The following is a 20,871-nucleotide window of genomic DNA, read 5'->3' as shown; positions in this document are numbered from 1 at the left end:
AGATAAGCCATGAGCAAACCACGACTTCAAGAACAATACGAAAACGATGTGCTTGCCGCATTGGCAGAGAAGCTGGGGCGTAAAAACCCTATGAACCTGCCACGGTTGCGTAAGATCGTTGTCAACATGGGTGTCGGTACGGCCGTCACCGAAAAGAAGCATGTCGACGAAGCTGCCGAGTCCATGACTGAATTCACCGGCCAACGCCCGATGATTTGTCGTGCTCGGAAGAGTGTCGCCGCGTTTAAGCTGCGTGAAGGCATGCCAATCGGCGTGAAGGTCACGTTGCGACGTCAACGGATGTACGAATTTCTGGATCGCCTGGTTTCCCTGGCTCTTCCTCAGGTTCGCGACTTTCGTGGTGTGAATCCAAAAAGTTTTGATGGTAATGGCAACTACACGATGGGCCTTACCGAGCAGATGGTGTTTCCGGAATTGAACCCGGACAAATACACCCGTCAGCAAGGGATGGACATTACCTTCGTTACCACCGGGGCAACCGACGACGAAGCTCGGGAGCTGCTGACCTTGTTGGGCATGCCGTTCCAGCGAGAAGACCCAAAAAAGAAGAAGACCGCCTAAGTCGTAGTACTTAGACCGGACCGTATATAGAACGTTTGTTACCCAGTCGATTCGTTTTCCAGGTAGGAAATCCTCGTGGCAAGCAAGTCAAAAATCGCCAAGGCCAATCGCGAGCCGAAATTTTCGTCTCGGCGTGAGCGTCGCTGCAACATGTGCGGCCGTCCGCGTGCCGTGTATCGAAAGTTTGGTGTCTGCCGTATCTGTATTCGCAATTTGGCGGATCGAGGGCTAATTCCAGGTTTACGCAAGGCGAGTTGGTAAGGGGACCCGAAGTATTATGATGACCGACCCTATCGCCGACATGTTAACCCGCATACGCAATGCGGTTCGCGTCGAGCATCCACACGTTGAAATGCCTACGTCTAAAGTCAAACGCGGTTTGGCCGATGTGCTGAAGCGTGAAGGCTATATCTGGGACTGGGTAGAAACCGAGGACCTTCCGGTTAAACAGATCCGCTTGGAACTGAAGTACGGCCCCAGTGGGGAACGCGTAATTCAGCACATCAAGCGTGTCAGTAAACCAGGTCGTCGCATTTACTCTAAGTCGACCGATTTACGTCCGATCCTTAACGGCATGGGCATCACGGTGATCAGCACCTCTAGCGGTGTGGTCAGCGATCGTGAAGCTCGCCAAAAGAAGGTCGGTGGCGAAGTTTTGTGCGAAGTCTGGTAGTGTCCTTCCGGTAGATCTGCTGACCCCAAGGGTTACAGAATATCGGTGGTCCGCTAAGCCAAGCCTCGAATCCATACATCCATTAGGACAGTCTCCTTCGTAGAGACCCATTGCCTCAAGTTAGGTTAAGAAAATGTCCCGACTAGGTAGAAAACCTGTTGCCCTGCCTGAAAAGGTCAAGGTCTCAATAGACGGTCAAACCGTCAACGTTGAAGGCCCCCTGGGTAAGCTCTCTTACACGGCGAATCCTGTCATTTCTATCGCAATGGGCGAAGATGACAAGGAAGTGTTGATTACGCGTAAAGAAGATACGCGTACTGGCAAAGCCATGCACGGGCTGACTCGCGCTTTGATCGCTAACATGGTCGAAGGCGTCGAGAAGGGTTATGAGAAACGATTGGAAGTTGTGGGGGTTGGTTATCTGGCGGCAATCGCTGGCGACGTCCTGCAACTACGCGTCGGTTTCGCAAACGAAATTCACAAGAAGATCCCTAAGGATCTTACCGTCACCTGCCCCGATCAAACGCATGTTCTGGTCAAGGGAATCGACAAGCAACGCGTCGGACAGTTCGCTGCCGAAGTGCGTGCCAGCCGTAAGCCTGAGCCGTATAAGGGCAAAGGGGTCCGCTATCAGGGCGAACGCATTAAGCTGAAGCCTGGTAAGGCCGCTGGTAAGTAGTCGGTAATCAACCACGTTAATTGAAGTCATCGTGCTGCGGCTGTCACCGTAGCACCCACGAGGCTAGTTGAGTCGTGAACAAGCAGAAATTCATTTCCAAGCAGCGGAAACGTCGGAGTAATCATGTCCGTCGAAAGGTTCGCGGCAACGCCGAACGTCCTCGATTGACGATCTTCCGAAGCAATAACAACATCTACTGTCAGATTATCGATGATGAATCAGGCCGCACGATTGTGTCGGCTTCTTCTCGCGATAAAGATCTGCGTGCAGATGCTACCGCTGGAAACTGTGAAGCCGCCGCGAAGATTGGCAAGGCAATCGCCGACAAGGCATTAGCTGCCGGCCTGAAGCAGGTTTGCTTCGATCGTGGACATTTTCGCTACAACGGTCGAGTTGCCGCGTTGGCAACTGCTGCTCGCGAAAGTGGATTGGACTTCTAGTAGATAACTAAGTCATTCAAAGCGTTGGGAAAAGCTGATCGACAGATCGGCATCATCCAAACGGGAGAGCCAATACCGTGGCGAAAGATTCTGGCAAAGGCGGATTCGTCGAAAAGGTCGTGAAGATCAAGCGTTGTGCCGCCGTGGTCAAGGGTGGTCGTCGTTTCAGCTTCGCGGCAATGGTCGTCATTGGTGACGGCAAGAGTAAGGTCGGTTGGGGCTATGGCAAGGCAAACGAAGTGCCGCCAAGCGTCCAAAAGGCTGTCAAGCAAGCTGAACGCAAAATGCTGAGCGTTCCGATCGTTGAGGGTTCGATCCCTCATAAGGTCATCGGAACCTTCGGTGCGGGTCGTGTGGTTATGCTTCCGGCTCACCCTGGTACAGGCGTTATCGCCGGTGCTTCGGTTCGAGCAGTTTGCGAAGCCGCAGGTATCCATGACGTTTTGACCAAGAGCTTCGGTTCGACAAACCCAGTCGTGCTGGTGAAAGCCACTCTGAACGCACTGGAGCAACTGCGAACCAAGGAAGAAATTCAACGCCTGCGAGGAGTTTCCGTCTAATGAGTTTGCACGATATCAACCAAGGCGTTCAAAAGAATAAGCGTCGCCAACGTATTGGTCGTGGTACCGGTAGTGGTTGGGGCAAGACATCGCAGCGTGGTCACAAGGGTGCTCGCAGTCGAGCTGGTTGGTCCAACCGAGCGACCTTCCAGGGTGGTCAGACCCCGATTGTTCGTCACGTCCCCAAGCGTGGTTTCAATAACCGCTGGGCATTGACGGTCTCCGAAGTCAACATTAAGGCTCTCAATGACCTTTTCAATGACGGCGATACGGTCAACATCGAATCGTTGCGAGAAAAGGGTCTTTGCAAGCGTCGCTTTGACGAAGTAAAGATTCTCGGCGACGGCGAACTTTCCAAGAAGCTGACCGTGGAAGCTCACCGCTTCAGCGCATCGGCTAAGGAAAAGATTGAAAAAGCAGGCGGTACCTGCAATACGGTCGTTCGCATTACGACTGTGGCTGAGAAAAAAGAATCGGCCAAAGAGGCTAAGTCTTAATTTAGAGACAAAATAAATCATGCCCACGTAACCACGTGGGCATGTTTTTTGCGCAAGCAGTGATTAACGAGCCGCAAGATTGCGAAAATAGGCTCGAATTAACGGATAGGACACATTCGGGTGGTCTAGTCTGAGACACGCGGTTTGGTGTAAATTCACTCAACCGCACATCCCTGCAAACCATCGTTCATTGCTATGCCTCATTGCAGGCATCCAATTGAACTAGCCAAATCGGGTTAGATTGTCATGTTGGAAAAAGTACGCGTCCTTTTCACTATCCCCGAACTACGGACGAAGATTCTTTTGACGATCGGCTTGTTGGCCGTCTTTCGTGTCGGCTCGCAAATTCCTCTGCCGATGATCGACCAGCTCAAGCTTCAAGAGATGTTCGCCTCACAAGGAAATGAAGGCGTTGCCGGTCTACTGCAACAAGTCTCCGTTTTCAGTGCGAGTGCGTTGAGCCAGATCACCATCTTTGGTCTCGGTATCATGCCTTACATTTCGGCGTCGATTATCTTCCAGCTTCTCGGCACCGTTTGGAAGCCGCTAGAAGAGTTGCAGAAGGAAGGGGAGACGGGACGTAAGAAAATTAATGAATACACCCGCTATGCTACGGTAGCGTTATGCGTCATCCAGAGTTACTTCTACTTGGCGTCGATGACGGCTGTGGGAGGTGATGGAGATAGCATTGTCAACCAGGCATTTTGGACTTCCTCTGAACCTGGGAATGTCGACAAAAGCCTGTATTGGGGCTGGGCGATCGTCGCCGTGGCGATCATGACCTGCGGTACCGTCTTCTTGATGTGGCTCGGCGAGCAGATCGACGAGTTTGGCATCGGTAATGGTATCAGCCTTTTGATTATGGCTGGTATTCTCGCTGCGATGCCGGGGGCCTTGCTCGAGTTGCTTTACAACACCAAGCCGGAATTAACCAACTTCACACGAGGCGAGTTTGGTATCGAAACCATTGTCGTCTTAGCGATTTTGTTTGTGGCGGTGATCACCGGGGTGGTCTTCATCATGCAGGGCCAGCGTAAGATTCCCATGCAAAGTGCCAAGCATGTTCGCGGTCGCCGTGTTTATGGCGGTACTCGCCAGTTTCTTCCGCTGCGTATCAACCAAGCAGGCGTGATGCCGATCATTTTTGCCAGCAGTTTGCTGTTGTTTCCGCAATTTATCTTTCAGGCCTTAGCAGGTTGGACTGAGTCAGCAGCGATGGCGAATTTAGCCGATATTTTTGCTCGTGGGCAAAGCTTCCTTTATATCGCTTGTTATATCGCGTTGATTTACTTCTTCTGTTACTTCTGGACTGCAATTACCTTCAACCCGAAGGACGTCTCAGAGAACCTGAAGAACTTTGGTTCGTTCATTCCAGGGTATCGCCCAGGTCGACGTACTGAAGAATACTTGGAAAAGGTGATGGTTCGCATCACCTACGTGGGTGCAGGCTTCCTTGCATTGGTGGCCATCATTCCTACGCTCGTTTCTGCGGAACTGGGTGTCTCGCCTCAGGTGGCAAGCTTCTATGGTGGAACCGGGTTGCTCATCGCCGTGAGTGTGGCTTTTGATCTCGTGCAGAAGATCGATAGTCACCTAGTGATGCGTAACTATAAGGGTCTCATCGAGGGCTAACCCTTTCTCGCCAGGATGGCACGTCCCGTCTTTCCAGTACCCCATTTGGAAGGCGGCTTCGATTTTGTGACTTCGGTGTGGATGATTTCCCACGTCATTCACGCCCAAGCTAGGCTGCGGTTAGGCCATGCGGATTATTTTTCTCGGACCTCCTGGCGTCGGCAAAGGGACCCAATCCCAAAAGCTGGTCGAATTCCTGAGCATCCCTCATATCTCGACGGGGGAAATGCTGCGGGAGGCGATCCGTAATAAGACAGAACTTGGTCTGAAGGTCGCCGCCCAGATGGAAGGGGGGCGTCTTGCCGCAGATGAAATTGTCGTGCAGCTGGTGCGTCAACGTCTTGCACGGCCTGATTGCCGCAATGGGTATCTACTGGATGGCTTCCCTAGAACCTTGCCACAAGCCGCGTCGCTCGATTTGGGCCTGGCTGTCGACGACGAAGCCGTCGACGCTGTGTTAAACCTGACAGTCGACGAAGAAGAACTCTTGAGCCGTCTGATGGCTCGAGCCCAGAAGGAAGACCGCGGCGACGACAACGAAGAGACGATTCGCAACCGGATGAAGGTCTACGACGACATGACCTCGCCGCTGATTGCTTACTACGAAGAGCAACAGGTGCTTTACCGGATCGACGGGATCGGCTCGATCGAAGAGGTCTTCGACCGCATCAAAGCAGTTCTGGAAGAAGTGGCTCGAAAGAAGAACGCATGATCACGCTTCGCTCGAAACGCGAGATCGAGAAAATGCATCTCGCCGGACAACTCGTTCGGCAGGCACACCAAAGAGTGGCCGAACTAGTTAAACCAGGCATCACCACAGCAGTGCTTGACCAAGCCGTCGACGACCTGTTTTCTGATGCAGGGGCCATCCCGCTGTTCAAGGGTGTCCCAGGCAAGATCCCCTTCCCCGCTGCCACTTGTATTTCGGTCAACGATGAAGTGGTTCACGGCATTCCTGGCAAGCGTATCCTGAGGGAAGGTGACATCGTCAGCGTCGATACTGGCGCCAAAATTGGTGGCTGGTGCGGTGATTCGGCCTGGACCTATGCCGTGGGCGAGATCAGTGATGAAGCCAAAAAGCTGATGCAAGTCACCGAGCGTGCCCTGCAGATTGCCATTGAGTTGCTGCCAGTGAAAAAACGCTGGAGTCAGGTGGCCAAGGAAATGCAGAGCGAAGTCGAATCGGCCGGATTCTCAGTGATTACTACGCTTGTGGGCCATGGGATCGGCACAACGATGCACGAAGAACCTCAGGTTCCTAATTACGATTCCCGTGAGTTTCGGCAAAAAGGGGATTTTGATCTTCGGCCTGGGCTGGTCTTAGCTGTTGAACCTATGGTGGCGGTGGGTCGCGAAGATCTGTACTTACACGGCGACGGATGGACCCTCTCGACGAAAGATCGCAGCCTAACGGCTCACTTCGAACACACGCTCGCACTGACCACCTCAGGCGTACGCATTCTGACTGGCGAGGGTTAAGCGGACACCAATGACTGTTCTCGTACTAGGGGCGACCGGAGCGACCGGTAGACTTCTCGTTGAGCAGTTATTGAATCGTGGGCATCAGGTCCGCGTGATCGTCCGCTCGCGAGATCGCCTACCAGAGGCGGTAATAAATCATCCCGATGTAACGATTGTCGAAGCGAGTCTCTTAGAGCTGAGCCACGAAGAACTGGGGCAGCATGTTACCGGGTGCGAAGGCGTCGCCTGTTGCCTGGGGCATAATCTGACGTTCAAAGGGCTCTTCGGTCATCCGATGCGTCTTGTAACCGAGGCGACGCGGCGGATTTGCCAGGCAATCGAGCAGAGTAAGCCAGAGAAACGCGTCAAATACGTCCTGATGAATACCGCTGGGAACCAGAATCGCGACCTGGACGAGACAGCAACATTTGCCAATCGATTTGTGGTGGGATTATTACGTTGGACGTTGCCCCCTCATGTCGACAATGAACAAGCCTCGGATGTTCTTCGGCAAGAAATTGGAAAAAATAATCCGTCGCTCAGTTGGGCGGTCGTGAGGCCAGATTCCCTAGTTGATCGAGCAGAAACGTCTGCCTACGACATTCACCCATCGCCGACACGTGACCCGATTTTCAATGCCGGGACCACCAATCGGATCAATGTGGCTCATTTTATGGCTGATTTAATCACGAACGATGCAATATGGGGGAAATGGGTTGGCCAAATGCCCGTGATTTATAGCCACGAAGCTAAGTAGCTAAGCTAGGCCATTCGAGCATCGTCGATGACCATGTGAAAAGGGAGGGAGTTGTCCTCTGGTCAATAGGAATGTGCTCTTTCACCCTTCGAAAACCGAAGTTTTCATAGTCACGCCCCTTGCCAGCGGAAAAGGTCGTGGGGTATACTGTCCCGCTTCCCCAACGCCCAAGGTTTGGAAGAAGAGAGTCATGAAGGTAAGAGCCAGCGTTAAGCGAATTTGCGACAAATGCAAAGTGGTCCGCCGTCGAGGCCGGGTCTATGTCATTTGTGAAAACGCCCGTCACAAGCAACGACAGGGTTAGTTTTCCGTCTTGCCACGGTGTTTCGCCCGAGTTCTAAGGGTAGCCCGGAAGGGCAAAACGAAACACTGCACCACTTCGCAAATCCATAGCACAATACATTTTCGGAATCATTTGCCCTCAACAGGGCAACCTTAGGAGATCACCATGCCACGTTTGCTCGGTGTGGACATTCCCAACGATAAGAAGACCTGGATCAGCTTGACGTACCTGTACGGTGTCGGTCCAGCGGTTGCCCGTGAGCTTTGCGTTAAGGTGGGTATCGATCAAGATCGCCCAGCTTCGGAAATTCACGAGGACGAACTGAGCCGTTTGGCTGGTCTGCTGGAAAGCGAATACACGGTCGAAGGTCCTCTTCGCCGTCAGCTTTCTCAGAACATTCAGCGTCTCAATCGCATCGTTTGCTACCGTGGTCTACGCCATCGTCGCGGTTTGCCGGTTCGCGGTCAACGTACCCGAACCAACGCTCGTACCCGTAAGGGTCCGAAGAAGACCGTCGCCGGTAAGAAGGGCGTGAAGGATCTTCGTTAATTCTGATGAAGCGCGACGCAGCGATGTTTTGCTTCGTGCTTCTCATATTGCATCACATATCATCATTCAGCTTAAACGCTACGCCCGTTGGGGTGGGAGATAGTTAAGTGGCCAAGGTCGCAAAGCGAAAGACACGACGTAACGTCCAGCAAGGGACTGTCCATATCAAGGCAACCTTCAACAACACCCAGGTGACCATCACCGACAGCAAGGGTGACACGTTGTGCTGGTCCAGCGCCGGAACTTGTGGCTTCAAGGGAAGCCGTAAGAGCACTCCGTTCGCGGGTCAGTGCGCAGCCCAACAAGCCGCTGAGAAGGCGTTGAAGTTCGGTCTCAAGGAAGTAGATGTAAAGGTCAACGGACCAGGCAGTGGCCGCGAAAGCGCCATCACAGCCTTGGCCGCAGCAGGACTGACCGTTAAGTCGATCGAAGATTGCACTCCTATCCCGCACAACGGTTGCCGCCCCCCAAAGAAGCGTCGCGTCTAGTATCACGACGACTCTTTCCTGGCAATGTTTCAGGCGGTCTCAAGACACACATAGCAGCACATAACGGAGCGAACTATGCATATTCGATGGCGTGGGTTGGAACTGCCGAGTGCGGTCACTTGCGAAGCCGAAACCCTCACCTCTAATTACGGCAAGTTCATTGCCGAACCATTTGAGCGTGGGTTCGGTGCCACCATTGGCAACAGCATGCGGCGTATCCTGCTCTCGAGCCTCGAGGGTGCAGCGGTCACGCAAATTAAAGTCCGTGGTGCCCAACACGAATTCACCAGCATTCCTGGCGTTGTCGAGGACATGACCGACATCGTTTTGAATGTGAAGTCGGTCGTCGTCAAGAAACACTCGGAGATGACCAAGGTCATCACGATCGAGAAGCAAGGCCCTTGCGAGATCACCGGTGCCGACATTCAGTGCGATGCCGATGTAGAGATCATCAGCAAGGATCTGCATCTGTGCACCGTTACCGGCGAAATTCCATTCATGATGGAAATGGTCGTCGAGTCGGGACGCAGCTACGTTCCTTCGACCGAGCACAGCTCGAATGAACACGAAATCGGTATTATCCCGGTCGACGCTGTTTTTAGCCCGGTAACGCGTGTTCGTTATACGGTCGAAGAAACTCGTGTTGGTCAGAAGACGAATTACGATCGCTTGATTCTGGAAATCTGGACCGATGGTTCAGCGCATCCGGAAATGGCCTTGGTCGAAGCTGCCAAGATCTTGCGAAAGCATCTCAACCCGTTCGTTCAATACAATGAACTGGGTGCAACGATCAACATGCCTAGCCGTTCGACTCCTAGTGGGTTGGATCCGGTGATGGAAGCCAAGCTCAACATGAGCCTTGCTGAGTTGCATCTCTCGGTCCGGGCTTCCAATTGTCTTGAATCGGAGAACATCCTCACGGTTCGCGACTTGGTTCGTCGCAACGAAGATCAGTTGATGGAAGTTCGCAACTTTGGCGAGACGACCCTGACCGAAGTTCGCGAGAAGCTGAAGGAATACAACCTTCACCTTGGCATGCGAGTGCCACCGGCTTCCAGCCCGATGCATTAATTCGGACATCCCATTCCAAAATATCCCTGCCTTCACGGCACTGACAACATTCAAGAAGTATCATGCGACACTTACGAAAAGGTCGACGACTCGGACGCTCGGCAAGCCACCGCAAGGCTTTGTTTCGCAACATGGCGAGCAGCTTGCTGTTGACCGAACGTCCTGACGACGTCAACGAAAGCTATTACCTCTACAACGATTACTTGGCATCTGATACGCCGGGTACTGGGCACAACACGCCCAAGGTCAAGGGGCGTATTGTCACGACCATGCATAAGGCGAAGGAACTGCGTCCTTACGTCGAAAAGTGCATCACCGTGGCTAAGAATGCTATACCGCACCTTCGTGAAGCGGAAAAGTTTGCGACTAAGGCCAAGCCCAACACGCCAGAATACAAAGAATGGCGTAATAGCGATCAGTGGCAACAGTGGAACGCCGCCATGGCGCCTGCCCTTGCTGCTCGTCGTCGTGTGGTGGCTATGCTTGGTAATCAGCGTGCCGTCGAAATTCTGTTCGACGAAGTCGCTCCTCGCTTTGTAGATCGCGATGGTGGATACACTCGCATTTTAAAGCTGGCCAAGCCGCGTCTAGGTGATGCTGGTCTTCAAGCCATTCTCGAATTCGTCGGTAACGATCGAGATCGCGTTAAGACCGAAGCTGAACGCCCGGCATTCGACAGCGACGAAGAATCGACAGCCACACCCGCTGCCGAAGAAGCCTCAGCCGATGAAACTGCCGCACCAGAAGGTGATGCTGCAGACGCCCAAGCTGAAGAAACGAATGACGCCGAAGAAAAGAAGGAAGGCTAAACGCCCCTTTGCGATTCGGATCGCCTGAGAATTTCAAAACCGCTATACTCGCTTGGGTATAGCGGTTTTTTCGTGGACGGATATGAAGTGAAACGCTCCTCGCGACCTAAGCAGCGAAAGAAGGCGACCCCTGGTAAGAACGCGATAGCGAAGCAAGCTCGTGTTCCAGCAAGATCAATGGGACGTGTGCAACTGCATAAGTCGGCTGGTCGGAGTGGTTTCGATTTCACATTTGCAATGCGGGTGTTGGTCAACGACATGATTGCTCGCGTGCCAGAACTGTCGCACATCGACCTAAGTCGCGTGGCCGTTGCCATTATTCAGGCGCGTATTGAATCGACTCATGGCATTTTCGCGTCGCTAACACCCATGCGATTCGAACAGGGATCTCGCTTCACCACGCGTCGCGGTCGCAAGTATTCCTGCCAATCGCTGATGGATGAGCACGGGCGTGAGATGCTCTACATTCTTAGCTTTTACTTGCCGCGTTTTCAAAACATGGATTTCTCGGAAAAGATGATCACCATCTTTCACGAGTTATGGCACATTAGTCCTAACTTTGACGGTGACATCCGACGTCATCCGGGCCGCTGTTATGCCCATTCGTCGAGTCAAAAAGAATACGACGAATACATGGCCGTCTTATCGAACAAGTATCTGATGAAGAAGCCGCCGCCTAAGTTGTACGCGTTTCTAGAGCCTGATTTTGCCAAGTTGTATCAGCAGCGCGGCGGTATTTACGGGGTTAAGATTCCTCGGCCGAAATTGATTCCGGTACCGAGTTAGAAGCTTGTATCGCTAAAAATCGATGTGCAATCGATGTGGTCACTCGCTACGCTTAGGATAGTCGAAACCATCCAGTTGGTGATCGTATCCACCCCTCATCCAGCGAGCTCATCGTGTTGCGTTTTCTTCCTTTTCTCGTGCTACCGGTCCTGATCTCTCTCGGCGAAGAAATGGTCCAAGGTCAGCAGCCCCCTCGGTTGCAAGATCTGGAAGCGGCTGCTCAGCGGACTCTTGAGTATTCTGAGCGTAAGCCAATCCGCTGGGAGATTGCCTTCGAAGTTTCTAATGGTCGTGAAATCCTAGTTGAAGTGGTCATGAAAGGAGATCGGCAAAGATCGAGATTCTTTCTAGAGCAAGCGACAGGCTCAACTTCGCTATTACTTGAGATCATCGACACAGATGGTTTCTGGTACGTCTCCGAGAAGAATACACGCTACAAATGTCTTCCCTACGAAGCCTGCTTTTCCAGTGCTTCCATGTATGGGTTTCTGGCTCGCAGTGACGTAAAGATCTACGACCAGGAGATGGGCTCGATTGGTGAGTTCGAGAAAATGGATGGAGCAGTAGCCGTCTATCGTGCACCCCTCGACGATCAAGCTCGGAGCATGGTTTCCGCCGCATACGAGCAACTGCTCAATCTCATGGCGATTGCCCCTAAACCGAAGCCTGGAATGGAAGAGAAGCTAAAGACCTACCATGATTTCTTAAACAGTGGCTCTCAGGTGCGAATCAACACCCGAACCGGTGTTATTGAACAAGCAGGCGCGCTGCAACATGTCTTTCACGTAAGATCGTTTCAAAAGCTGCGAGTTGTCAGCCCGGCTACGTTTGACGTAAGTGACCAGGAATGGGAAGACCGCACGGGTAGCGTCGCGGGAGAAAGCAATGACTGGGATAACGTCATCCTCATCCAGAACGACCCGGTTTGGAAGCCTGGATCGAAAGACGAAGACGGAGATCGAGATTTCATCATGCTGAATTTGGAAACGGGCACAAAGCGTCGCGTTCCCTTCGCGATGGGCACTATCGGCTCGGCCTGCTTTTCGTCGGATCATCGCTTCTGCTTCGTCACCGGATGGCTACCGTATGACGGAACCATCGGCGTCTTTGCGATTGATCTGGAGACGCACGAGCACTTTCGTCTGGGAAGCGAGCCGCTTCTAAGGGGGTTGAACCTTTCCGCAGAAATTTCACCCGATGATAGCCTTCTGGCCGTGTTGCAAGTCGACTATGAGGCCGGACCGCTTCAGTTTCGTTTGCACTTAGTCGATGTCGAGTCAGGTGACTCAACTCAAGTCGGCCAGCCGTACGACATGGCCTACCTCAACTGGCTGCCCGACTACAGTGGCTTTGTCCTCTTGGTAAGGGAGCACGAGGGGCAGTTAAAAAAAACGACGCATTATATCTGTCGGATGGATCTCAATGGCGAGGTGACCAAGTTGTGCCAAGGTACTCAGCCGCAGCTGCTGAGAGACTCTGGTCGTATCCTATTCGAGGCCGACGATGACCTCTGGTATACGTGCAGTTTAGAAGGGAAAGACCATCAGAAAGTCGGTGACGGATTGCCGAAGTTTGGATTTCTTTCGGCAGATAAAGAGGGTGAGCAGATCCTAATGATGAAATTCGGAGGACGTGACGGACCTCGACCGCATATCATTGATGTGGAAACAGGGGACGCCGAACCGATCGAAGTAGACACCGGGTTCTGGGCGCAGCCGCGTTGGTAGATGAGGCCACAGCCACCTAAGAAGCGTTCTAGTTATATTGCTTCTGATCATGGGAAGTGCGTAATGATCGACCGCATAACGCCAACGATTCGTCCGAAGCAAAAAGTACGAGGGTATCAGCGATGGAGGTCCTTGCTCTTTCTGCATTGGCCGGTTCCCCTGGAAGTCTTACGACCGTTGGTGCCTGCCAGCTTAGAGATCGATTGCTTCGAGGGTGTTGCTTATGTCGGAGTGGTTCCATTCGCGATGGAAGGGGTGCGCAACGCCAGGTGGCCTGAGTGGGCTTCGATCAATTTTTTAGAGACAAACGTCCGCACGTATGTTTATCACGGTAGTCGGCCAGGCGTTTACTTTTTGTCACTCGATGCGGCCAATCGGTTGGCCGTTTGGGGTGCTCGGCAGTTTTGGGGGCTGCCCTATTACCATGCCACGATGAGCCTGGCTCGCACCGGAGATGAAATCATCTTCGAAACCTCGCGTCCCTGTGGCAAAGTGCGGCATAAGGTGAGTTACCGAATTGGTCAGGCTTTGAAAGCTTCACAGCCTGGATCGCTCGAACACTTCTTTCTCGAGCGATACCTGTTGTTTTTGGAGCATCGCGGAAGACTATATTCCGGCCAGGTGCATCACTCCCCCTACCCCGCTCACGAGGTCGAATTATTGGACATCGAGGACTCACTTGTGACTGCTTCGGGTCTTACGATCCCCGCTGAGCCCCCTGCTTATGCGCATTTTTCTCCAGGAGTGGATGTTGAAATCTTCGGTCTGCAGTTGGTACGAGGCGAGCCTTAAAGACAAGCGGTCTTTGTCTTCCCAGCTCACGAGGGAAATCGCGCGGGCTTATCTTCGGCCTGATCGTTACAACACGAACCATTCGTGTTTGCGGCGAAGCGTGTGATCAAAAAACGATCATGCTTTCTGCCGAAACTTTGGCATGGAAAAATATTCGCAACCTAAGGTTTTTTGATTGCTGAAGGCAGCTTCCTTAGGGTGGTTGGCTGTAGCCCTGGAGGAATCTCGATTCGAGGCGGAACGAGATGCCATAGACAACTCATGCGAGATCTTCACGGAATTACGGAAACATGCCGTCCGCCCTAACACAACTCGATATTGCTTGGATGCTAATTTGTGCCGCCCTGGTCATGCTTATGCAGGGAGGCTTCTGTCTTTTGGAAAGTGGACTGGTTCGTGCCAAGAACAGCTTTAATGTGGCGCTTAAGAACCTGGTCGACTTTTGCGCTTCGGCGGCCGTGTATTGGCTGTTTGGCTTCGCGATTATGTTCGGTGCCAGCTATCACGGTTGGTTCGGGACCACGATGTTCTGCCTTGGTGAAGACGCTTCGCCTTGGCTGATGGCATTCTTTATCTTTCAGATGGTCTTTTGCGGTACGGCGACAACCATCATCTCTGGTGCGGTTGCCGAACGCATTCGCTTTCGCGGTTATTTCATCATCGCCTTAATCGTTTCCGGTGTAATTTATCCGCTGTTCGGCCATTGGGCTTGGGGAGGTGCGGCCGATGGCACTGCTTCTGGCTGGCTGGCCCGGGAAGGTTTCATCGACTTCGCTGGCTCAACGGTGGTTCACTCGGTGGGCGGCTGGGTAGCACTGGCGGCGATCCTTGTGATTGGACCTCGCATTGGACGTTTCGAAGGAGAAAACCCTGGTATTCATGGGCATAACCTGACACTGGCAACCTTTGGCGTGTTGATGCTGTGGTTTGGTTGGTTCGGTTTCAACGGCGGAAGTACGTTGGCGATGAACGACTCGGTGCCGCTGATCATTGTGAACACGAACTTGGCAGCGGCCTTTGGTGGATTAGCTTGTTTGTCATGCTCGTGGCTCATTCATCGTCGTCCCGACGTTGGACATACGATGAATGGTGTTGTCGCGGGGCTCGTTGGTATTACGGCGTCGTGTCATATCGTGGCCCCTTGGGCTGCCGTTGCTATCGGGTGTGGTGCCGGCGTGATCTGTTGCTTGGTAACGGAGCTTTTACCCAAGCTGAAGATCGACGATGTCATCGGTGCTTTCCCCGCCCACGCATGTGCTGGCGCGTTCGGTACGTTGGCCCTCGCTTTCCTGGCCGACCCTAGCCACTTTGGCGAAGGCATGACTGCCTGGTCGCAGTTTTGGGTTCAGTTAAAAGGGGTTGCCGTTTGTGCCACGCTTTCGTTTGGTGGGGGCTTCACGCTGATTTACCTGATCAATTTGGTGCTGCCTTTCCGGACATCGGCCGAGCACGAAGTCGCTGGCCTAAATATCTCGGAGCATGGTGCGAGTACCGAACTGATTGACTTGCTCACGAACATGTCTCGTCATCGCGAGCAAGGCGACTTCTCGCAGAAGGTTGACATCGAGCCGCACACGGAAGTCGGTCAGATCGCTGCCGAGTACAACCGAGTGCTCGAATGCGTCAACAAAGAGATGAAGCAGCGTACCGAAGCCGAGTCGCGTTTCCGCGGGATCTTTGAGAATGCGGTCGAAGGAATCTATCAGACGACTCCTCAAGGGCAATTCATGACCATCAATCCAGCGCTGGCTCGGATGTTGGGATATGAGAATCTAATCGAATTGACGGAGTCGATTACGGATATTGCCAGTCAGGTATATATCGAACCGGATCGCCGCGCCCAATTCATCGAAACCCTTGGCTACGAGGGGGTCGTGTTTAGTTTTGAATCGGAAATCCGACGGGCCGATGGCGAGACGATGTGGATCTCAGAAAATGCATCGGTTCGCCGCGATCCCGAGGGAAATGTCTCGTACTACGAAGGGACCGTAGAGGACATCACCGAGCGGCGCAAAGCACACTACTTCGAGGCCGAGCGTAACGCGGCCGATGCGGCCAATCGCGCCAAGAGTGACTTCCTGGCGAGCATGAGTCACGAAATCCGCACGCCTCTTAATGGCATCATTGGCTTTCTCGATTTGTTGGCTGCTACCAAGCTGGAAGATAACCAACAACGTTTTGTGGATCTAGCAAAGAGTTCGGCTGGGACTCTATTGCACCTAATTAGCGACATTCTCGATCTCTCGAAGATTGAAGCAGGTGGCATCGAGTTTGAAACCACAGAGTTCGTCGTTCACGACCTGGTGGAATCGGTGCCAGAGATGTTCTCAGCCCAAGGACGTACGCGCGGACTGGAACTCAACTGTTGCATTGGACCAGATGTTCCCCAAGCGGTGGTTGGCGATCCAGAGCGAATTCGCCAGGTGTTAATCAACTTGTTCGCCAATGCGGTCAAGTTTACGGAACATGGTGGCGTGAACTTGCATGTCACTCTGGCAAATAAACAAAGCGATCCGAATATGGAGAACAAGGCGTTCGTTCAGTTTGCGGTGGAAGATACCGGGATTGGTATTCCGCAAGGCCGCCTCGATCGCTTGTTCAAAGCTTTCTCGCAAGTGGATGCCTCAACCACGCGGAACTACGGAGGAACGGGGCTTGGGCTGGCAATTTGTAAACAGCTTGTCGAACTCATGGGAGGCGAAATTGGCGTCTATAGCGAGGCAGGAAAGGGATCGACTTTCTGGTTCAAGATTCCTTTGCAGTGCACCGAGCGATCGACTTGCGATGTTATTCCTAACGTCCAGGGCCTGCGGGTTCTAGCGGTCGACGATAACCATATGAATCTTCAAATTCTTAAAGAGCAGTTGCAGTCCTGGGGTGTCGAGACAACAACCGCTAGTAGTGGAAAGCGGGCCCTTGATTTGATGAAGGAAGCGGCAGAAAGGAACACCCCATTCCAGTTGGCAATTCTCGACCATATTATGCCAGAGATGGACGGTTTAGCGCTGGCCGACCGCATTCATCAGCAACAAGCGTATCGCGATACCAAGCTGTTGATGCTCACATCGTACGATCGTGATATATCTAGCGATGCACTTAAGCGATTGGAAATGACGTGCCTGACTAAGCCTATCCGTCAGTCGCGATTGCTCGACACGCTGGTTTCTTTATCCGGTGGCCGGCATTCAAATGAGATGCAAGCTCGCAGAGAAGCGGAAACCTTACCAATCAATGATCGCCGTCACCAGGACGCAACGATTCTTGTCGTAGATGATAACGAGATCAATCGACTGGTTGCCCATGAAATTCTTCAAGCCGAAGGGTTCCAGGTTATGCTGGCCGAAAACGGACGAGAAGCGGTCGACAAGGTAAGCAGGGCGGAGATTGCTCTAGTGTTAATGGACTGCGAAATGCCGGAAATGGACGGCTTCGAGGCGACTCGAAAAATCCGCCAGATGGCATCTTCGGATCTTCCGAAGCTTCAAGGTATGCCGATCGTGGCACTCACCGCGCAGGCCATTAAGGGGGATCAAGATCGTTGCCTTGCGGCCGGCATGAATGATTACGTTATGAAGCCAGTCAATCGTCAGCAATTAATTCAAACCATCCTGAAACAACTGGACCAGCGAATGTCACCGGTCTCGGATCAAGCTTCAGGGGACGTTGCCGAGCAAGCCTCTTCGGGTATTCCTGATGCAATTCACCAAGAGCAGATTTCTCTCGCTGAACTTCGTGAACGGTGTGGAAATGACGAGAGCCTGATTCAGCGGGTTCTACAAAAGTTTACGGTCAAAGCAAAGTCGGAGATCGCACTCCTTGGTCAACACGTTCAGAACAGGAACATGGGCCAGGTGATTCAAGTCGCTCACTCCCTAAAAGGGATGGCTGCGAATGTGGCAGCTCAGCCCGTTTCGAGTGTTGCTGGTACCATCGAGTCTGCTGCTCGGGAGCAGCAGGCTGAAGGATATGAGCGTTTGATGCAAGATCTCAGTCTAAAGTTCGACATGTGCGAAGCGGCCATTGCCCACCTGATGAAAGCAGATAATCCTGCAAAAGGAGATCGATAGGAATGGACACACGCACCAGTATTTTAGTGGTCGACGATGACGACATCGCACTCGATATGATCGAGAGCTATTTGACGCGGGAAGGCTTCTTGGTGTTCACCGCGATCAATGGCGTCGAAGCGGTCAAGACGCTCGAAGTGAATGAGATTCAGATCGTCGTGACGGACTGGGAAATGCCGATGATGAACGGCCTGGAACTATGCCGTGAGATCCGGGAGCGTTTCACCGAGCATTACATTTACAGTATCTTGCTGACCAGTCGCGGTCGAAATGACGAGATCGTGGAAGGCATGGCATCTGGGGCAGATGACTTCATGGTCAAGCCCTTTAACCCACCAGAACTTTTGGCGCGGATCAATGCTGGTATTCGTCTGATCGGATTGGAATCACGTGACTTAGTCATTTTCGCGTTGGCACGTTTGGCGGAATCGCGTGATACAGAAACAGGCCAACATCTGGAACGGGTTCGGCAGTACTCGCGCCGGTTGGCCCGAGAGATGTCGGCACTCCCCCAGTTTTCTCAGGTGATCGACGGCGAATTTGTGCGATTAATTTACCAGACGAGCCCCCTTCACGATATTGGCAAGGTTGGCATTCCGGACGGCGTTCTGCTCAAGCCAGGCAAGCTGACCAAGGACGAGTTCGAGGTCATGAAGAAGCATACGATCCTCGGAGCGGAAACGCTTGACGCAGCGCTCAAGCAGTTTCCAAAAGCCAAATTTCTGCAGATGGCCAAAGACATTGCGGTGGCCCACCACGAGAAATGGGATGGGAGTGGCTATCCCTTTGGATTGAGCGGGCTAGAGATTCCCCTCGCGGCGCGTATTGTTGCTGTAGCCGATGTGTACGATGCATTAACGACCAGACGCATCTATAAGGATGCGTTTAGCACTGCGTATGCTGAGAGCATTATTTGCGACGGAAGCGGAAAGCATTTCGATCCGGAAGTCGTTCGGGCGTTTGAATCTTGCAAGGAAGATTTCGTACGCTTTGTGCAGTTATACTCCGATCCTACTGAAACAACGTGCGAGTTGACGGAGATCAACTGACAAGGGATGCATCCTGATCGAAGCGAGGTTAATATAAAAGGCTCCGGTCTTTTCACTCCTCCCTGCTCTTCTGGATATCGCTTGGATCATGAATCGTCGAATGTTATTGGTCGGCTATTGGTCGGCGCGGTAAGTTTTGTCCTGCTGGTAACCACGTTTGGGATCGCCTCTGAACGAGATAAAGCAAAACAGCCGAACGTCATAGTCGTGATGGCGGATGACATGGGCGTGGGTGATGTCTCGGCAACGAACCCCAACTGCAAAATCAAGACGCCCAATCTTGAGCAGATGGCCGCCGAAGGCCTAACGTTTTTAGATGCTCATACACCCAGTTCGGTTTGTACCCCTACGCGATACGGCCTTTTGACCGGTCGATACAACTGGCGTTCACGACTCGCTCGCGGTGTTTTGAGCGGAACGAGCGAACATCTTATTCCAGCCGACCGCCCTACGCTGGGGCACTTAATGAAAGCTGCCGGCTACCACACCGCTATGATCGGCAAGTGGCATCTCGGTTGGGACTGGCACAAGAAAAATGGCAAGATCGACTTCACTAAACCGGTCACCAACGGACCAGATATTAACGGTTTTGATCAGTACTACGGACATTGCGGTTCGCTCGACATGCCGCCTTATGTTTGGGTAGATACGGGGCGCATAACGGCGGTTCCTCAACGCGAGGAAGGGGTGACTGCAAAAGAAGATCGCTATGGCTGGTACCGAAAGGGGCCGATCAGTCCTGATTTTGTCATCGACGATGTTTTGCCGCATCTCTTTGAAAAGTCGGTTACCTACGTTCAAGAGCAAGCCAAAGCAGACCGTGCTGGTCAACCTTTCTTTCTTTACTTGGCGTTGCCGGCACCTCACACGCCGATTGTGCCTATCCCGCCATTCAAGGACGCCAGCGGATTGAACCCATACGGCGACTTTGTGATGCAGGTCGATCATCATATGGGGGAATTGTTCGCGGCTTTGAAGGAAAACCAACTTGATGACAATACACTGGTTTTCTTTACCAGCGATAATGGCTGTTCACCTCAGGCAAACATTCCGCTGCTGTTAGAAAAAGGGCATGACCCGAGTGCAGCCTATCGCGGACACAAGGCCGATATTTACGAAGGGGGGCATCGCGTTCCCTTAATCGTTCGATGGCCGGGACATATCGAAAAAAGGGGGTAAAACCAACGCCCTGACGTGCCTAACCGATATTTACTCAACCCTGGCGACCATAACTCAGCAGTCCCTAAGACCTAGTGGAGGGGAAGACGGGTTTAGCCTAGTACCGATCTTTGAAGGAGAGGACGCCTCGGGGCGTGACTCACTGGTAAGTCATTCGATCTCAGGTCATTTTGCCATTCGGCAAGGCAACTGGAAGCTTTGCCTATCTCGTGGAAGTGGTGGCTGGAGTGCGCCTAGAGAGCCTGCGGCCGTCAAACAAGGTTTGCCGTCGATGCAACTGTTCGATTTGAGCTCTGATCCCAGCGAGCAAGAGAATCTAGTCGAGAGCCATCCTGAACAGGTGAAGCAACTATTGGAACTGCTCAAACATCAGGTCGAGCAGGGACGCTGCACGCCCGGCGAAAAAGTAGCGAACGATCGCAAGGTCACCTTCTTGCCAGATGATGGCGCATAGCACGCACGCTCGGATCTCAGTCATATTGGGTTTGAAGATAGATCGCTCGACCCGGCTCTTGCTGGGTCGGCTATTTCTCTCAAGCCGTCGGGAAGACAGCTTACGGGCGTAATCGCAAAGCAACATTCTGACGACAATCAATCTAGACGTCGTCGATTAGAAAAAGTTAGCTGCTACGCGCACGAAAAAAAGCCTCTTCGAGCGAATAACTCGAAGAGGCTTTAATATAAATAAGGTAGTGACATGATTGAGTGATGGGTGGTCGTCCCACTTGAGGTTCATATTGGGTTCGTGAAAACCGCTGAACCAAAAGTTTTCCTTAGAAAGGAGGTGATC

Annotated in this window: 23 protein-coding genes; all 23 read left to right on the top strand. The window is 52.6% G+C overall.

Annotation, left to right across the window (positions count from 1 at the left end):
* Positions 1-9 precede the first annotated feature (9 nt).
* The 23 genes from rplE (at position 10) to HOV93_RS26575 (ending at position 20,535) form a co-directional block, all read left to right on the top strand.
* Positions 10-582, top strand: coding sequence for a 50S ribosomal protein L5 (gene rplE, locus HOV93_RS07740; protein WP_207395917.1), 573 nt, complete (start codon positions 10-12; stop codon positions 580-582).
* A gap of 75 nt (positions 583-657) precedes the next feature.
* Positions 658-843 carry a type Z 30S ribosomal protein S14 gene (locus tag HOV93_RS07735; protein ID WP_207395916.1) on the top strand — a complete coding sequence of 62 codons (186 nt, stop codon included), beginning with the start codon at positions 658-660 and terminating at the stop codon, positions 841-843.
* Positions 844-859: 16 nt separating this feature from the next.
* A complete protein-coding gene (gene rpsH / locus HOV93_RS07730; RefSeq protein WP_207395915.1) occupies positions 860-1,255 on the top strand; it encodes a 30S ribosomal protein S8 in 396 nt (131 codons plus the stop codon).
* 133 nt (positions 1,256-1,388) lie between these two features.
* Positions 1,389-1,934, top strand: coding sequence for a 50S ribosomal protein L6 (gene rplF, locus HOV93_RS07725; protein WP_207395914.1), 546 nt, complete (start codon positions 1,389-1,391; stop codon positions 1,932-1,934).
* A 74-nt stretch (positions 1,935-2,008) separates the two neighbouring features.
* Positions 2,009-2,374, top strand: a complete 366-nt coding sequence (gene rplR / locus HOV93_RS07720) for a 50S ribosomal protein L18 (RefSeq protein ID WP_207395913.1) — start codon at positions 2,009-2,011, stop codon at positions 2,372-2,374.
* 77 nt (positions 2,375-2,451) lie between these two features.
* On the top strand, positions 2,452-2,934 hold the full coding sequence (rpsE, locus tag HOV93_RS07715) for a 30S ribosomal protein S5 (protein ID WP_207395912.1): 483 nt from the start codon (positions 2,452-2,454) through the stop codon (positions 2,932-2,934).
* Complete coding sequence (rplO, locus tag HOV93_RS07710; RefSeq protein ID WP_207395911.1) at positions 2,934-3,431, top strand: 50S ribosomal protein L15; 498 nt, start codon at positions 2,934-2,936, stop codon at positions 3,429-3,431. The genes rpsE and rplO overlap by 1 nt, the downstream gene beginning before the upstream one ends.
* Before the next feature lie 246 nt (positions 3,432-3,677).
* Positions 3,678-5,063 (top strand): preprotein translocase subunit SecY, encoded by a 1,386-nt coding sequence (gene secY / locus HOV93_RS07705; RefSeq protein ID WP_207395910.1) that lies wholly within the window; start codon positions 3,678-3,680, stop codon positions 5,061-5,063.
* A 127-nt stretch (positions 5,064-5,190) separates the two neighbouring features.
* The gene (locus HOV93_RS07700; RefSeq protein WP_207395909.1) at positions 5,191-5,775 is read left to right on the top strand and encodes an adenylate kinase; all 585 of its coding nucleotides are present in this window, start codon (positions 5,191-5,193) and stop codon (positions 5,773-5,775) included.
* The gene (gene map / locus HOV93_RS07695) at positions 5,772-6,542 is read left to right on the top strand and encodes a type I methionyl aminopeptidase (RefSeq protein WP_207395908.1); all 771 of its coding nucleotides are present in this window, start codon (positions 5,772-5,774) and stop codon (positions 6,540-6,542) included. The genes HOV93_RS07700 and map overlap by 4 nt, the downstream gene beginning before the upstream one ends.
* Before the next feature lie 10 nt (positions 6,543-6,552).
* The gene (locus HOV93_RS07690) at positions 6,553-7,281 is read left to right on the top strand and encodes an NAD(P)-dependent oxidoreductase (RefSeq protein ID WP_207395907.1); all 729 of its coding nucleotides are present in this window, start codon (positions 6,553-6,555) and stop codon (positions 7,279-7,281) included.
* A gap of 190 nt (positions 7,282-7,471) precedes the next feature.
* Positions 7,472-7,585, top strand: coding sequence for a 50S ribosomal protein L36 (rpmJ, locus tag HOV93_RS07685; protein ID WP_105330843.1), 114 nt, complete (start codon positions 7,472-7,474; stop codon positions 7,583-7,585).
* A 144-nt stretch (positions 7,586-7,729) separates the two neighbouring features.
* Entirely contained in the window at positions 7,730-8,113 is a 384-nt protein-coding gene (gene rpsM, locus HOV93_RS07680) for a 30S ribosomal protein S13 (RefSeq protein ID WP_105351891.1), read from the top strand.
* Between the two features lie 107 nt (positions 8,114-8,220).
* Positions 8,221-8,601, top strand: coding sequence for a 30S ribosomal protein S11 (gene rpsK / locus HOV93_RS07675; RefSeq protein ID WP_207395906.1), 381 nt, complete (start codon positions 8,221-8,223; stop codon positions 8,599-8,601).
* Between the two features lie 75 nt (positions 8,602-8,676).
* Positions 8,677-9,672 carry a DNA-directed RNA polymerase subunit alpha gene (locus tag HOV93_RS07670; protein WP_207395905.1) on the top strand — a complete coding sequence of 332 codons (996 nt, stop codon included), beginning with the start codon at positions 8,677-8,679 and terminating at the stop codon, positions 9,670-9,672.
* Positions 9,673-9,734: 62 nt separating this feature from the next.
* Positions 9,735-10,481: a bL17 family ribosomal protein gene (locus tag HOV93_RS07665; protein WP_207395904.1), complete on the top strand. Its 747-nt coding sequence runs from the start codon at positions 9,735-9,737 to the stop codon at positions 10,479-10,481.
* 87 nt (positions 10,482-10,568) lie between these two features.
* Positions 10,569-11,267, top strand: a complete 699-nt coding sequence (locus HOV93_RS07660) for a putative metallopeptidase (protein WP_315853373.1) — start codon at positions 10,569-10,571, stop codon at positions 11,265-11,267.
* Positions 11,268-11,380: 113 nt separating this feature from the next.
* Complete coding sequence (locus HOV93_RS07655; protein WP_207395903.1) at positions 11,381-12,994, top strand: TolB family protein; 1,614 nt, start codon at positions 11,381-11,383, stop codon at positions 12,992-12,994.
* Between the two features lie 63 nt (positions 12,995-13,057).
* On the top strand, positions 13,058-13,786 hold the full coding sequence (locus HOV93_RS07650) for a YqjF family protein (RefSeq protein ID WP_207395902.1): 729 nt from the start codon (positions 13,058-13,060) through the stop codon (positions 13,784-13,786).
* A gap of 290 nt (positions 13,787-14,076) precedes the next feature.
* Entirely contained in the window at positions 14,077-17,853 is a 3,777-nt protein-coding gene (amt, locus tag HOV93_RS07645; protein WP_207395901.1) for an ammonium transporter, read from the top strand.
* Positions 17,854-17,855: 2 nt separating this feature from the next.
* Positions 17,856-18,902 (top strand): HD-GYP domain-containing protein, encoded by a 1,047-nt coding sequence (locus HOV93_RS07640; protein WP_207395900.1) that lies wholly within the window; start codon positions 17,856-17,858, stop codon positions 18,900-18,902.
* A gap of 81 nt (positions 18,903-18,983) precedes the next feature.
* Positions 18,984-20,081 (top strand): sulfatase family protein, encoded by a 1,098-nt coding sequence (locus HOV93_RS07635; RefSeq protein WP_235989998.1) that lies wholly within the window; start codon positions 18,984-18,986, stop codon positions 20,079-20,081.
* Between the two features lie 271 nt (positions 20,082-20,352).
* Positions 20,353-20,535: a hypothetical protein gene (locus tag HOV93_RS26575; RefSeq protein WP_390814071.1), complete on the top strand. Its 183-nt coding sequence runs from the start codon at positions 20,353-20,355 to the stop codon at positions 20,533-20,535.
* Positions 20,536-20,871 lie beyond the last annotated feature (336 nt).

It is taken from the genome of Bremerella alba (assembly GCF_013618625.1).
GTDB classification, from domain to species: Bacteria; Planctomycetota; Planctomycetia; order Pirellulales; family Pirellulaceae; genus Bremerella; species Bremerella alba.
The sequence above is the reverse complement of the archived record's forward strand: the minus strand, read 5'-3'. Positions and strand labels throughout refer to the sequence as shown.